Annotated in this window: 6 protein-coding genes; 3 read left to right on the plus strand and 3 right to left on the minus strand. The window is 58.6% G+C overall.

Features of this window, described 5'->3' with window-relative positions; translation table 11 throughout:
- Positions 1–101 precede the first annotated feature (101 nt).
- The 3 genes from Q0837_RS01720 to Q0837_RS01730 all read right to left on the minus strand — a co-directional run bounded on the left by Q0837_RS01720 (position 102) and on the right by Q0837_RS01730 (position 6298).
- Positions 102–2963 (minus strand): pitrilysin family protein, encoded by a 2862-nt coding sequence (locus tag Q0837_RS01720; protein ID WP_298464453.1) that lies wholly within the window; start codon positions 2961–2963, stop codon positions 102–104.
- Between the two features lie 73 nt (positions 2964–3036).
- Positions 3037–5379, minus strand: coding sequence for an acylase (locus tag Q0837_RS01725; RefSeq protein ID WP_298464455.1), 2343 nt, complete (start codon positions 5377–5379; stop codon positions 3037–3039).
- Entirely contained in the window at positions 5345–6298 is a 954-nt protein-coding gene (locus Q0837_RS01730) for a hypothetical protein (protein ID WP_298464457.1), read from the minus strand. The genes Q0837_RS01725 and Q0837_RS01730 overlap by 35 nt, the downstream gene beginning before the upstream one ends.
- A gap of 227 nt (positions 6299–6525) precedes the next feature.
- Here Q0837_RS01730 and clpB point away from each other — a divergent pair, with 227 nt between their 5' ends.
- The 3 genes from clpB (at position 6526) to Q0837_RS01745 (ending at position 15090) form a co-directional block, all read left to right on the plus strand.
- A complete protein-coding gene (clpB, locus tag Q0837_RS01735; RefSeq protein ID WP_298464460.1) occupies positions 6526–9114 on the plus strand; it encodes an ATP-dependent chaperone ClpB in 2589 nt (862 codons plus the stop codon).
- 357 nt (positions 9115–9471) lie between these two features.
- Complete coding sequence (locus Q0837_RS01740; RefSeq protein WP_298464462.1) at positions 9472–12936, plus strand: TonB-dependent receptor; 3465 nt, start codon at positions 9472–9474, stop codon at positions 12934–12936.
- A 156-nt stretch (positions 12937–13092) separates the two neighbouring features.
- Positions 13093–15090, plus strand: coding sequence for a prolyl oligopeptidase family serine peptidase (locus tag Q0837_RS01745; RefSeq protein ID WP_298464464.1), 1998 nt, complete (start codon positions 13093–13095; stop codon positions 15088–15090).
- Positions 15091–15601: the final 511 nt, after the last annotated feature.

Raw genomic sequence — 15601 nt, forward strand, 5'->3', positions numbered from 1 at the left:
AGCCCGGTCGGTATTCCCGGCCCGCAAAACTCGCCCCGGTTGTTTACACGTGTGTCAGTGTGCATCAACCGAAATTGGCGGGTTTCACGGGTGCCGTAACGTCACTCTTCGGTAGGCAGTTCGCGGACTTCGATCGGCATGCCGAGCGCATCAAGCTGTTCTTTCACGACGCTGGCATCGCCAACCACGATCCAGACAAATTCGTCTGCGCTGATCGCTTCGCGAGCGGCCGCGTCCAAACTCTCGCGGGTTTGGCTGCTGTAACGACCGACGAGCGTTTCGTAGTAGTCGTCGGGACGGTTGTACTGGGCGTTGCTCTGCAGCGCGCGGAGCACGGCGCCCGAGGTTTCGAACCGGCCTGGCAGTTCGCCGATTTCGGCGGCGACGTTGCGGGCCAGTTCTTCTTCGGTGACACCGCTCGTGGTGAGGAATTCGCTGGTTTCGCGGATCATCTCCGCCACGGAATCCCCAGTACGGTCGGCCTGAACGCCGCCCGAAATGGCGTAAACCACCGCATTTTCACGCGCCTGCGGTCCGCCGCGCACGCCGTAGCTCCAACCCTTGGTCTCGCGCAGGTTCATGTTGAGCCGCGCGAGGAAGTTGCCGCCCAGCGAATTGTTGGCGTTGGTGAAGTCGACATAGGCTGGATCGCTTGCATCCAGACCCGTCAATTGCGCGCCGAGGATAAAGCTTTGCGGCGAGTTCGGGCGGTTGATCAGGATGATCCGGTTGCCGTTGTTCTCCGCAAGTTCGCCGAAATTCTTCTCGGCCTTGGCAGCCTCAGGGGCACTCCAGTCGCCGAACACGACATTCAGCGAATCGACGATCTCGGCCAGTGGGCGGTCGGAGATGACGAAAACATCGCCGTTGTCCGGACGGATCCAGCTGTCCTTGAACGACACCAGATCGTCGCGGCTGATCGAGCTTACGCTCTCAACAGTGCTGGTGTTGCCATAGGGGCTGTCGGCACCGAACACCTCGGGTCCAACGGCGCGGAAAGCAACGCCCTGCGGCGAGTTCATCTGCTGCTTGATCCCCGTGATCGTCTGGGTGCGCACGCGCTCAAGATCGTTCTCATTGAACGCCGGCGCGCGCACGATTTTGGACATCAGATCGAGCGACGGGGTGAGATTGTTCGAGAGGGCAGATAGCGTGAAGGTCGAGCGGTCCGCGCTGTTCCCGGTCGAAATCGATACGCCGAGCCGCTCGCGCTCTTCGGCGATTTCCTGCGAAGACATGCCTTCGACGCCTTCGTCGAACAGGTTGAGCGTGAGGCCTGCAAGACCATCCTTGCCATCCGGATCAGCGGCGTTGCCCGCATCGAAGGAAAGGGTGACATATGTCGCCGGAACCGCGTCACGCTTTGCGTAAGTGACCTTCATGCCATTGGCGAGCGTGGCGCGTTCGACATCGGGGAAGTCGAGCGTGGCCATGCTGTCAATCGCAGGCGCTGGGCGGGCCTTCGAGACAGAGATTTCTTCTGCTTCGCGATCCCGCTCGGATGCGTTCTCTTCGGTCGCTGCAACCGAGGCCGCTTCCTCGTATTGTTCCTCGCGTTCACCGGGTTCGAGCACCAGCGTAAAGTTCGGACGGGTCAGCCAGCGCTGCATGGCGGCTTTGACGTCGGCGGGGGTCAGCGTGGCGAGCACGTTGAAGTTCTTCGCATATTGCGCCGGGTTATCGGCAAGCACCTCACCGCGCGCCAGCGTTACGGCCTTACCGCCGAAGCCGCCGACCTGCTCGAGCCCGCGGATCGTTCCGGCCAGCTGGCTGGTCGCTGCGCGGCGCACTTCGTCTTCGTTCGGACCTTCCTCGATATATTCGGCGATCAGTTCATCAAGCCGCGCTTCGAGCGTTTCCAGCTCGACACCCGGTTTGAGAACCGCATTGACCAGCATAATGCCAGTGCGCTGGAAGTCGAAATTGCCGGCGGAAACGCCGACGGCGAGTTGCTCGTCGCGAACCAAAATTTCGTCGAGGCGGCTGGATGCGAGCCCGCCGAACACGCTCATGCCGATATTGAGCGCGGTCAGCTCTTCGCTGGTAATGCCCGGTGCGTGCCAGTATTTTGTGAGGCTGGTCGCCGCGACCTTGTCCGTCATTGTCGAACGCACGTCTTCGGTCAGGGTCGGGATTTCCGCCTGCGCCGGGTTGTTGACCGGACCGCGCGCGATCTCACCGAAATACTTCTCCATCATCGGACGCGCTTCGGCAGCGGAAATGTCGCCCGCGAGCACCACGGTGGCGTTGTTTGGGCCGTATTTGTCGCGGAACCAATTGCGCACGTCGTCCATCGATGCCGCATCAAGGTCCGCCATCGAACCGATCACCGAGTGGCCATAGGGGTGGCCGTCGGGGAACATCTTGTCGAGGATCTCATAAAACACGAGACCGCCCGGCTGGTTGTCGCCCTGGCGCTTCTCATTCTGGACAACGCCGCGCTGGTTATCGAGCTTCTCCTGCGTGACTGCGCCGAGCAAATAGCCCATGCGGTCGCTTTCCAGCCACAGAGCGCGTTCGAGCGCGGGGCGGGGCACTGTCTGGAAATAGTTGGTGCGGTCGAAATTGGTGGTGCCGTTGTAATCGGTCGCACCCATTTCCTGCAGGTATTGGAAATAGTCGTTCGGCGCGTTCTCCGACCCGTTGAACATCAGGTGTTCGAACAGGTGGGCGAACCCGGTCTGGCCTTCGGGCTCATCCTTCGAGCCGACATTGTACCACACGGCGACGCCAACGATTGGAGCCTTGCGGTCCTCATGGACAATCACGGTCAGACCGTTTTCAAGCTCGAATTCCTCATAGGGGATCGAAACCTGTGAGACGAGATCAGCCAGATCACCCGACGCCGATGCCTCCGCAGTGGTATGGTCATCGGCAAAGGCCGGGGCGGCTGGCACTGCCACAGCGAGGCTGAGCGCAGCGCAGATGGCAATGGGGCTGGTGGTGGCTAGGCGTAGCGACATAGGAATACTCCAGGATTTGCGACCAAGAATGGTAATTATCGTGCGCGTCCGAGCACAATGAATCAAGCTTCAATTAGCGAGCGTTGCTGACCATGTAGCGACGTTTGGCGTTGGCGAGCACATCATCGCGCCAGAAATAGGCCGGCTTCAACTGGTGGTCGACGAAGAGCTGCATCTGATCGGTGTGATGCGGACTCTCTGGCCGGGTGATGGCTGCACCGAAAGGTTGGATCGAACGCGAAAACACGCGCCCACCATCGGTCGGCCACTCGACCCACTGAATAAAGCTGTCCCCATGAACCAGGCTTAAACGCCCATCGTCGTCGACCCTCCATGTGGTTGCTGCGCGGAGTGTGTCTGATCCGCCGTCCAGCGGGAGGTCGACATCGCCGTGCCTCAGGCGGATCAGTTCGGACATGGGCGGGTCCAGCCTGCCGAAGTGCTTCATGAGGTGTTCGGCAGCCTCATCCAGTTTCACGCGTATATCGGGCCATGCGCCGTTTTGGTATTCAGCCGACATGAAATCGCGGATCAGAAGATAGGCCAGCGCATCGGCGCGGCCATTGCTGTCTGCCGTGAAATCCCATTCGAGCATTAGATCGCGCGCTTCCCCGGTCCGGCCACCCGTCGGCCCGCCATCTTTCATGCGTGGGGGGAAAGTCATCGCTTCGAGGTCCGCCATCATCCGCGCGATGTAGCCTTCGCGTTCATAGGCGGTGTCATACTTGATCCGCTCCAACGTCGCCCGATCCAGCGGACCTTCAACCTCGCTCAGCAGCTTGTAGGCACGGCGCGAACGGTTGGTCTGCTTGCGCTCGACTCCCAGCACGGGCGAGAAGTCCTCCGGCGACAGATCGCTGCCTTCGCCCGCTGCGGTGTAAGGTTCGTTATTGGCGTTGTAGATCCAGCCTGATGCTGGGTTGATCAGCTTGGGAACCTCTTCGTAAGTGACGGGGCCATCCCAGATCAGATCGCTGCGATCACCGGGCAGGATGCCGCGCCAGTTGGCTTCGACATCCTCAGGCCGGTCGGGAATTGCGGCATTGTACAGATAGACGATGTTTCCGGCCTCATCGGCATAGATGAAGTTGGTGCTGGGGATTGCCATGCGCGCCATTTGCGCCTGCCATTCCTCCAGATTGGTCGCCTTGTTGATACGGTAATAGGCATCGAGCTGGTCGATGGTGTCGATCCCGCCGTAACGGATCGCGAAATAGCCATCGTCGTTCTGGATCACCGGGCCATGCACGCTGCGCAGCACCTCGCGGCGGATCGGCAGGGTGATCGGGCCGAGCTTGACGGGCAGCGTCACAGTCTTGCGCTCAAGGTCCTTCCACTCGCCATCCAGCCGATACTGCGTCGCCGCGTCGTTCATTTCGAGTTTGTAGACATCGGCCATGTCAGGGCGGTTGACCGTGTTGGTCCAGCCGAGATGGCGATTGTGACCGAGGAAGGGGAAGGGTGATCCGGGGAAGTTGGCGCCGGTGAAGTGCCAGCCTTCCTCGCTCTCAACGCTGAATTCGTACCACGCAACCCCGCCGCGCAATGGCTGGTGCGAGTTCGAAATTAGCGTGGTCGGCCCGCCCGCGCGCTCAGGCGTCACGGCCCACGCATTCGATCCGAGCAGACCCGCTTCTTCGCCCCAAGGAAGTGGGTGTGTCCCTGTCATGGCGACTTGCTCGGCAGCATCGGTGGCAGGGTTTTCGCGCGGGAAACCGGGAATGTCCGGCCCGAACTCGCGTCGCAACGGCTCGCCTGCTACGAGCGGCTGGATCACATTGCCAAGCCCGTAAAAGAACGGCTGGCGCAGCACGAAGCCGGCAGCGACGTCCTCTCCGTTGACCGGGAACATATTGCCGAGCTTCACCTCGTCGGCATGATCTTTGGCATATTGATTGAGACCGGCGGCATAGGCCTCAAACAACGCGCGGGTGTCTTCGGGCAGGGTCGGATACTTGCGTTCTGCGGTGCCGCGCGCGTCGAGCAAATGGTAGACATAGTCGAAGGTCGCGCCTTCCTCGCCTGCAATCGCGCCATAGCGCCCGCGCGACATGGCGATCACGTCTTGCAGGGTAAAAAAGTCATCCTCGGCATGAGCAATGGCGACGCCGAACGCGACGTCCGGATCGGTCTTGCCGTAAATGTGCGGGACGCCGAATTCGTCGCGAACGATTTCGGCTTCGTAGCTGCCCCAGCTTTCCGGAGAATACTCGGCCTGCTTGGCAAAGAACGGCTCCCAAGTCGCCAATCCCACGAATACCGCGATAAGCAGCACAACCAGCGCAAATGCGCCGCGCCCCAACCATTTCAGCAATTGTCTCTCCAAACTCTCTCGGCATGGTTCATGCCGCTGCACGGGGGGCTTGGCAAGCGGATGCTCTTCAATCGTCTGGGCAGAGGTCGGCGGCGCGCTCATCAGCTACCAGCTCTGCGAGAAACTCGCGGTTGCGCTGCGTGAGTTCTGCGTTTTGATAAATATCGCTCGGGAGTTGGTACGGTGTGTTTGGCAGAACGCGGTAAAGGAAAGCTCGCAGTCTCAACCACCAAGCTCGCCCGCGAGAGGAATGCGCCGCGCCAGAAGTTTTGGAATGTGACAGCAGCTTCGTGCCCAGGCCAGGGCTGGTTGTCTGCTTGCCTGTGAGTTTCACATAGAGAGAATGCGCCTTGATATCCCAGGCGGCTGGCCGCGAGTTGAGCCTTGGTGCAGAGGCCAGTTGCTTGGGAACTGCGCGCCGCTGGTCTTCGCTGAGATTGAAAACGCGGGCGAGGGTGCGGAGATCGAACTGGGTTTGCAGCGGCAGAACAACCACGCGGTCGAACCGTTCTTGGTATATCTCGACCAGCCGCCGCAGATCGAACTGGTCGACGTTAAATACATCATCAAGCCAATGGACTTCGTGCGGCGCGGCGCGACCGTATTGCTCGTTTGAAAGGAAGAAGTCCTGCGGGCGCACATAGGCTCCGGCGCGGCAGCTGCCAGCATACAGGCTGGCTTGGAAATCGACTGGATCGCGCAGGGAAATAAGGATCGTCGTGTGCGGTCCCCAAAGCGAAAGCAGGTCGTCGGCGGCGGCTTCAAAGTGTTGGGGAAGCCAGGTGGCCAGCGCTTCATCGCTCACAAACACGCGAGCGTGCTTGACCCTGAGTTCTTCGATCTTGCGACGATCCGCAGGATCGCGGAACAGCAGGAACCGGCTCAGCCCCTCAAGCAGTTCGGGGGGATTATATTCATAGCCAGCAAGCTGCGAGACCTGCGGGAAGACGTGTCTTTGAAGCGTTGTAGTACCGGTTTTGGCCAAGCCGACATGCAGGATTTGTCGTGCTGGATCGGTCAAAGGTCGCAAGCTCCTCAAATGCGGTAGCCATTGGAATTGAAAAGGAGCTGGATGTTGCAAGTGCCTATCGGCCGCTCCAAAACTTGGCAAGTTGCCCCCTTGGCAAGCAGCCTTGCTCAACCCACCTAGTCGAGTAATACACCTACGCACGAAATTTTCGCGGCCAAGCCTTGTGTTGCTGAAATGCAACACTACTTTGAACGGGCAATTCCAATGAGGGGTCACTCATGAATCTCGAAAAGTTCACCGATCGCGCCAAGGGCTTCCTGCAGAGCGCGCAGACTGTCGCGATCCGCATGAACCATCAGCGGATTACGCCGCTGCACTTGCTCAAGGCTCTCCTCGAGGATGAAGAGGGCATGGCGGCTGGGCTGATCCAGCGCGCGGGCGGCGAAGCGACTTTGGCAGTCAGTGCGGTCGATGTGGCGCTGGGCAAGATCCCGGTCGTGACCGGTGGCGGGGCCCAGCAGACACCCGGCCTCGATAACGATGCCGTGCGCGTGCTCGATCAGGCTGAAACCATCGCCGAGAAAGCGGGCGATTCCTACGTGACGGTCGAAATGCTGCTAGTCGCTCTGGCGCTTGCTCCAGGCACGACTGGCGAAGCGATGAAGGCTGCAAGCGTGACCCCGCAAAGCCTGAACTCGGCTATCGACGATCTGCGCGGTGGGCGCAAGGCAGACAGCGCGAGCGCCGAAAGTTCGTATGATGCGATGGAGAAGTTCGCCCGCGATCTGACGCAGGCGGCGCGCGACGGTAAACTCGATCCGGTAATTGGCCGCGACGAGGAAATCCGCCGTGCGATCCAGATCCTCGCTCGCCGGACAAAGAACAACCCAGCGATGATTGGCGAACCCGGCACGGGTAAGACTGCCATTGCCGAAGGGCTGGCGCTCCGCATCGCCAATGGGGACGTGCCGGACAGCCTCAAAGGTCGCACGCTGATGAGCCTCGACATGGGTTCCCTGATTGCCGGTGCGAAATATCGCGGCGAGTTCGAAGAACGGCTGAAATCGGTGCTGGACGAGGTCAAGAATGCCGACGGCCAGATCATCCTGTTCATCGATGAGATGCACACGCTGATCGGAGCGGGCGCGAGCGAAGGCTCGATGGATGCCTCGAACTTGCTCAAGCCTGCTCTTTCGCGCGGTGAGCTGCACTGCATCGGCGCGACCACGCTCGACGAATACCAGAAGTACGTCGAGAAAGACCCGGCGCTGCAGCGGCGTTTCCAGCCGGTCTACATCGAAGAGCCTAGCGTTGAGGACACGATCAGCATCCTGCGCGGGATCAAGGACAAGTACGAGCTGCACCACGGCGTGCGGATCACCGACGGTTCGATTGTCGCGGCGGCGAAGCTGTCCGACCGTTATATTCAGAACCGGTTTCTACCCGACAAGGCCATCGACCTTATGGACGAGGCCGCATCGCGCATCCGTATGGAGGTCGAGAGCAAGCCTGAAGAGATCGACGAGCTCGACCGCCGGATCATCCAGCTCAAGATCGAGGAGTCGGCGCTCGAAAAGGAGGATGACCGTGCTTCGCGCGACCGCCTGACGTCTTTGCGCGAGGAATTGGCCAATCTCGAACAGGAAAGCGCCGAGCTTACCACGCGCTGGCAGAACGAGCGCGACAAGATCGAAGCCGAAGGCAAGATCAAGGAAGAGCTCGACCATGCGCGGCTTGAGCTTGAACAAGCCCAGCGCGAAGGCGATCTCGCCAAGGCTGGTGAGCTTTCCTACGGCACCATTCCTGATCTCGAAAAGCGCCTCGAAGCGGCAGAAGAGCTGAGCGAAGACGCCTTGCTGCGCGAAGAGGTGACCGAAGAGGATATCGCCGGCGTCGTCGCCCGCTGGACTGGTATCCCGATGGAGCGGATGCTCGAAGGCGAGCGCGAGAAGCTGCTCGACATGGAGCAAATCCTCGGCAAGCGCGTGATCGGGCAGAGCGACGCCATTGAAGCGGTGTCAAAAGCCGTGCGGCGTGCGCGCGCGGGCCTCCAAGACCCCGGCCGTCCGCTGGGAAGTTTCCTGTTCCTCGGTCCGACCGGCGTCGGCAAGACCGAGCTTACCAAGGCTCTGGCCGAATTCCTGTTTGACGACGACCAAGCGATGGTCCGCATCGATATGTCCGAATTCATGGAGAAGCACTCGGTCGCCCGGCTGATCGGCGCGCCTCCGGGCTATGTTGGTTATGACGAAGGCGGGGTTCTGACCGAAAGCGTTCGCCGTCGCCCGTATCAGGTCGTGCTGTTCGACGAGGTCGAGAAAGCGCATAGCGACGTCTTCAATGTGCTGTTGCAGGTGCTCGACGATGGGCGGCTGACTGACGGTCAGGGCCGGGTGGTCGATTTCTCGAACACACTGATCATCCTGACGTCGAACCTCGGCAGCCAGTTCCTCTCCAACCTGGGCGATGACGGCAAGGTTGCCGATGTCGAGGATCAGGTAATGGATGTGGTGCGCGGACATTTCCGGCCCGAATTCCTCAACCGGTTGGACGAGATCATCCTATTCCACCGCCTAGCGATGGAGCACATGGCACCAATCGTCGCGATCCAAGTCAAGCGCGTGCAGAAGCTGCTCGACGACCGGAAGATAACGCTCGACTTGACCGAGGCGGCGCTGCGCTGGCTCGGGCGCGTAGGCTACGATCCAGTCTACGGCGCGCGGCCGCTCAAGAGGGCAGTGCAACGCTATTTGCAGGACCCGCTGGCCGAGATGCTGCTCGAAGGAACGGTGGCAGATGGGGTCACCGTCAAAGTGGAGGAAGGTGACGGCGAATTGAGCATGAAAGTCGAATCCCCAGCGCCATAACTGACGCAGATTCGCCTTGCGCGGCAGTGAAACAATCTGAGGCCGGTGTAACCGAAGTGGCATGTGCGGCGAATTGTTGCGCCTGAAGTGCGTGTCTTATATTTTTCGCAAAGTCCGGCGTGACGCTTGTTTCGGACGTTAACGGCACCCTGTGTGAATCCCGCAACACCGGGCCGAAAAGTGCCGCGTAACTGAACGCCGCATTTACATGAAACTCTCCTCGTTGCACTAAACCTGCACCGCAGGGGCTTTGTCGCGTAACCATGAGGGATGTTTTCCGACGCAAGGGGTAATTTGCGTTTCAGGGAACAGGGTTTGGTAGCGATTAAGGCTCCGGTTGTCGCAACTGGAGTGATCATGAAAAAGTTTCACAGCAATTCGATGAAGGCGCTCGCCTTCTCGGCATCGGCGATTGCATTCGTCGTCGCCGGTCCTGTTTACGCGCAGGACGAAGGCGAAGAAGGTCAGGAACAGGCCGAAGAGGAAGAAGAGCAGGTCGAAGTGACGACCGGCGCCACCGGTCAACAGCAGTCGCAAGGCGGCATTACCGTTACCGGTTCGCGTATTGTCCGCGATACCTACAGCTCGATCTCGCCGCTTCAGGTTCTCAGCACCGAGAACCAGCAGGCAGTTGGTGCATTCGACCCGGCACAGATTCTGCAGCGCTCGGAAAGCGCCGCCGGTCAGCAGATCGACGCGACCTTCCAGGGCTTCGTTCTCGACAACGGCCCGGGTTCGCAGACGCTGAACCTTCGCGGTCTTGGTGCTGACCGTACGCTGCTCCTGCTTAACGGACGCCGACTGGCACCGTCGGGTGTGGAAGGCGCGCCGGTTAACCCCTCGCTCAACCTTATTCCTTCGACCCTGATCGATCGCTACGACCTGCTGCTTGACGGCGCGTCGTCGGTCTACGGTTCGGACGCTGTTGCTGGCGTGGGTAACCTCATCCTGCGTAAAGACTTCGACGGTCTTGAGCTTCAGGCGAACGGTAACATCAATCCAGGCGGCGCCGGCGAAGACTATGTCGTCAGTGCAGCTTGGGGCTTCAACACCGACCGTGCCTTCTTCGGCATCGGCGCTGAGTACGCCTTCCGCGACGAAGTCACTCTGGGTGATCGCGACTTCCTGTCGGGTTGTAACACCCACTACGAAATCGATCAGAATGGTAACATTCTGACCACCGGTCTACGAGACAATGCAATCGTCCGTAACCGGACGCCGGGTGTCACGGTTTCGGAGAGCGAGTGTAAAATCTCCGGCATTTCTGGCCGTACATTCATTCCGTTCACTCGTGTCGGTTCGGTCTACTTCCCGGCCAATGGCAACATTGCCAACATTCCTGGTCTGAACTTTGGTGAGTCGACCAGCTTTAGCGGCATTGATGTGGATTCGAACGGTGACGGCGTTCGCGACGTTGACTTCCAGAATGTGAACACCAACGCGGCGAACCTCGATCAGACCTTCATTTCTGAGCAGGAACTGATCAACGTCTTCGCATACGGTGAATACACTTTCCCCGGTGAAGCGAACATTACGCCCTATTTTGAAGCCAACTACAGCCGTGCGGAAATCCGACTGCCGAACACTGGCATTCCTCAGTTTTTCCCGTCGGTACCTGACCTTAACCAGTTCAACCCATGTAACTTTGTTACGGGCACCGGCGTAGACTGCCGGGCGGCGGATAACGCTCTTCAAGAGAGTGTCGATCCGGAGATCTTCACTCGCGATGTGATTATCAATGCGACTGGTGCGCCAGGTTCGGACGGCCTGCCAGATGTCAATCCGCTTTCGACTGGCTTCCCGCTGCCCATTTCGCCAATCGGCGCCATCGCGGGTGACCGGAACAATGTCGACGTGCTGCAAGAGCAGTATCGCGGCGTGTTCGGTGTACGCGGCGACCTGCCCTTCATCGGCTCAAGCTGGACCTTCGATTTCTCGGGCGTGTACTCGCGCTCGGAAGGGCGTTCGCGGCGCTTCGGTATCCGTGAAGATCGCCTCGCTCTCTCGCTTGGCCTTGACCCGACAGCCGATTTCGATGGCGACGGTATTGTCGACAACAACGGCGACGGAATTGCCGACGATTATGATCAGAACGAAGATTTCTTCGGCTTCTTCGGTGATCCGCAGTTCATCGGTGAATGTAACGCCGCTGGCCTTGCAAACCCAGACCTGGCCGATCCAGGTCTAAATGCTGGTCAGTGTGTGCCGGTTAACCTGTTCGCTCCAAGCGTTCTGACCGGTGCGATTGGCGATCTCGCTTCGCAAGCCGAGCGTGACTACATCTTCGGTGAGCGCGCGTTTGATACAACCTATGAGCAGATCATTCTGTCAGGCTTTGTCACCGGCGATCTTTTCGAACTTCCGGCTGGCCCGGTGGGCGTCGTGCTCGGTGCCGAGTGGCGCGAAGACACTATCAATTCCACGCCGAATACTGTGGCGTCGAACGGGTTGTTCTTTGCGTTCTTTAACGACAGCGGTGCATCGGGCTCTCGTACCGTGCGTGAGCTCTTCGGCGAAGTCGACATTCCGCTTCAGGCAGGCAAGCCTTGGGTTGAAGAACTGACCGTCAACGTCTCCGGTCGTCTGACCGATGACGAGTTCTACGGAACCAACGGTACGTTCTCGATCAAGGGCGGCTGGCGCCCGATCCCGTCGTTGCTGCTCAAGCTCAGCTACGGCACATCGTTCCGCGCACCGAACCTGCGTGAATTGTTCCTCGATAGCCAGTCGGGCTTCCTTACGCTGTTCGATCCATGCGCAGTTCCGGACGATGCATTTGTCGGCGGCGTCTACAATGCGGCGACCGATGATCGTGATCAATTCGTTCTCGATAACTGCATCCGCGAAGGACGCGATCCGACCCGAGCTGGTATCGATGACGAAGGTCTTGCTACTGATCAATTCTCAAGCGCAGAGATTACATCGGGCGGTGTCCTTGCCAATGGAGCAAACCTCGACCCGGAAACTTCACGCTCAATCACTACGGGCTTCGCGTTTGAGGAAACATTCGGAGACGGCTTCGATGTCGCGTTGAACTTCAACTATTACGACATCAAACTGAAGCAATCGATTATCGAGCCGGCGGCTCAGTTCATCGTCAACGACTGCTATGCCCGCGAAGAGAATGTGCGCAGCCAGTTCTGTGATCGGATCACGGTCGGAACCACTGGTCGTCTTCTGGTGTCAGATATCTTCCAGGGCTTTCTGAACCTCGATCAGGAATCGGTCCGCGGTATCGATATCAACGCCAGCTTTGGCCGCGACATCACGATTGGCAACGACGTCTTTGGCCTTGGGCTGAACCTTCGCGCCAACCACCTGATTGAACGTTCGAGCCTGTTCACGAACGATGATGGTTCGCTCCAATTCGATGATGACGCTGGCGAATTCGGCTTCCCGAGCTGGACCGGTCGTGCGACCTTCACCGTCGACTATGACGATTTCCGGTTCACCTGGCAGACTCGCTATATCGGCGAAGTCGAGCAGCAAGCCGACGGCATCGACCCGCTCGATGACGCTTTCGGTAACGAAGGAACCGGGTTCTTCGGCGATACCTGCCTCGGTGCTGGTACTGCCAATGTTGCCGGTGACGGTATTATCTGCCGTGACGTAGGTTTCGCTGAAGAATGGTTCGAGCACACCGCGTCGATCCGTTGGGACAATGGCGATTTCCGCATCATCGCAGGTGTCACCAACATCTTCGACACCGATCCGCCACTGATCGATACCAACGAAGTGTTCGGTATCTCGAACATTGCGATCGGCAACGGCTACAACCTTGATGGCCGCGAATTCTTCGCTCAGTTGCTTTACCGCTTCTGATCGGGAAACCGCGCAATTAAGCCAAAAAAGGCGGCCTCTCGCACTTGCCGAGGGGCCGCTTTTTTGTTTTATTGCGCATCAGGGGGAGACGCCGAGGAGGACGCGCGGCTCGCCACTTCATCCAATCTCATCACTCATTTCATGAGAGTCGCAATTATGAAATTACTCAAAGCACCACTGATGGCCGCAATGGTCGGCGTCAGTATCCTCGGCCTTAGCGTCGCAGCACCGTCTGAAGCGCAGGCGCAATCCAGCATACCCGTCGATGTTTGGTCGCTTCGCAATGTTGTGAATGCGGTGCAGGTGTCTCCTGATGGCAAGCACGTCCTCGTTCACATCAACCCCACAAAAGACGGCGAATATCTGCTGCAAATCTTTAGGACTGACGACCTATCTGAACCGGTACGCACGCTTGCAGCGGACCCTATGGAAATCATCTCAGCGAGATGGGTCAGCGACAACCATATTTTCGGATCGGCATGGCAAGAGGTTCGTAAACGAGTAACGCGGCCCGAAGAAAATCACCGAAGCTTCAAGGCCTATTTCTACAATCTAGAAGAAAACAAGTTCAGCACGGTTGACGGAAATTTCGGGATCGAAGGTCTGCTGCCCAATGAGCCTAACCATATTCTCATCGGGACAGGAAACGCGATTCCCGATAGCTCTGGCGTCGATCCATTCGCGGCATTTCGACCTGTTTCGTACTATAAGTTCGATTTGCGCTCAGGGTCGCGCAAGCTCGTCATCAAAGGGAACGAAAAGTATTCGAATCTGGCCTTCGATATCGATGGCAACCCTCGCTATGCCGAGGGCTATGACAACGAAACGAAGAAGCTCAGCTATTATTTCAGGCGACCAGGCGAGGGATCTTGGACGCAGTTCGGAGACGAATTTGATCTCGATGACCATGAAAACCTCTACCGCGTCCTCGGTGGCTTTCAGGGTCTAGTGGGCTTCGACGATAAGGATACGAATATCGGATACATCATCGACAACCGTGATGGTGAGGATAAGGCCGCTCTCTACAAGTTCGACTTCACATCAGGTGACTTCGGCGAAAAAATGTTCCAGGCCGAAGACTCCGACGTCATGGGAGTCCAAACGCACTCAATTCCCGGGAACAACAAGCTTGTCGCTGCAATGTACCCCGGAGCCAAGCGTGAGCGGCATTGGTTTGATGAAGAGGAAAAGGCGCTTTATGAAGCGCTAGAACAGCAAATTCCTTACGCTCACCAGATCTCGATCACCAGCCGGTCGAGGGATGGAAACACGATGATCGTTCAGAACTCCGGTCCACGTGATCCGGGCTCGTTCTGGATGGTGAAAGATGGTCAAATGGCCAAGCTGGGCAGCCGAAACCCTCTTATCAATCCCGATCAGCTTTCGGATGTTAAGTACATTCGTTACGAGGCGCGTGATGGGCGAATGATACCTGCCTATGTCACTGTTCCTAAAGGGGAAGGCCCGTTCCCGTTGGTCGTTCAGCACCACGGCGGGCCGCACGTCAACGCGGTTCAGGGTTACAATGAAATCGGGCAGATGCTGGCCAGCGCTGGTTACATGGTTCTCTACCCGCAAAACCGCATTTCAACCGGTTGGGGCAAGTCACACTTCGATGCTGGTTACGGCGAGCATGGTTTGGCGATGCAGGATGACAAGGATGACGGTGCCCTGTACCTGATTGAGCAGGGGCTTGTGGATCCTGACCGTGTGGCGTTCTATGGTTGGTCTTACGGCGGTTATGCCGCGCTTGTTGCTTCGCAGCGAGAAGACAATATCTACCAGTGCGCAATCGCAATGGCAGGGGTTTCTGATCCCGCTAAATCCTATCGCAACCGACGTGGGACAAACTCTCCCAAGGCGTTGGATGATTGGGGTAAGCGCAGAGGTATGATCGGCGTCAACCCGATTGAGGACGTGGCGAAGGCCAATATTCCGCTGCTAATGGCGCACGGTGACGTAGATTCACGGGTCCGCTACTACCACTTGAAAGACTATAAATCGGCGTTGGAAAAGGCTGGAAAAGGTTCGCTTGGCCAGTTCTTGACGCTGAAAGGTGTCGATCACAACAACCTCATGTTCGATCACCAACAGCAGCTCTACACGAAGATGCTGGACTTTCTTGCCAACGATTGCGGTCCGGGCGGCCTGTAAGCCGACCGCTCTACATCAAGTCTGTCGCATTCAGATTGCGACACAAAAGAGGGCTCGCCTGATTGGCGGGCCCTTTTCTTTGGGCGTTGGCTTTCCCGTGTAGCGGTTTGGTCCTTCGTGACCACTGGCCTGCTGAAAGGCGCATAACCGGGCGATGGCAGCCGCGCTCTGCGGATCCGATGCATGGCAATAGGATCGCTTGGTTTCCCCTCGTAAGCTAGCGTGTCGCTGCTTGCGAAGCAGTGGAAGCGTCGCATCAAACCTTTGATGCTAGTCCGGCGGGAGCGGCCGTGTTCACGCTCGGGATGGCCGTCTTTCAGGCACCGACGAAAGTCGGAGCGCCCGCGAGCTCTTGGCGTCATAGCCGAGCGATCTTCCGGGAGCGGCGAGAGATCCCGCGTGCCGACGTCATCGACGAGGATCGGTAGACCGCAGCCTCGAGTTGGGGACTGCAGTGGCCGCCGCAGGTAGACACGCTCTTTGCCCGCTCACCGAAGACACAAAAAAAGCC

The organism is uncultured Erythrobacter sp. (genome assembly GCF_947499705.1).
In the GTDB taxonomy this organism is placed as follows: domain Bacteria; phylum Pseudomonadota; class Alphaproteobacteria; order Sphingomonadales; family Sphingomonadaceae; genus Erythrobacter.

Bases quoted from the DNA above. Each gene is read 5' to 3' on its own strand.
- clpB (WP_298464460.1), top strand. From the start codon at position 6,526: ATGAATCTCGAAAAGTTCACCGATCGCGCCAAGGGCTTCCTGCAGAGC.
- Q0837_RS01725 (WP_298464455.1), bottom strand. From the start codon at position 5,379: ATGAGCGCGCCGCCGACCTCTGCCCAGACGATTGAAGAGCATCCGCTT.
- Q0837_RS01720 (WP_298464453.1), bottom strand. From the start codon at position 2,963: ATGTCGCTACGCCTAGCCACCACCAGCCCCATTGCCATCTGCGCTGCG.
- Q0837_RS01740 (WP_298464462.1), top strand. From the start codon at position 9,472: ATGAAAAAGTTTCACAGCAATTCGATGAAGGCGCTCGCCTTCTCGGCA.
- Q0837_RS01745 (WP_298464464.1), top strand. From the start codon at position 13,093: ATGAAATTACTCAAAGCACCACTGATGGCCGCAATGGTCGGCGTCAGT.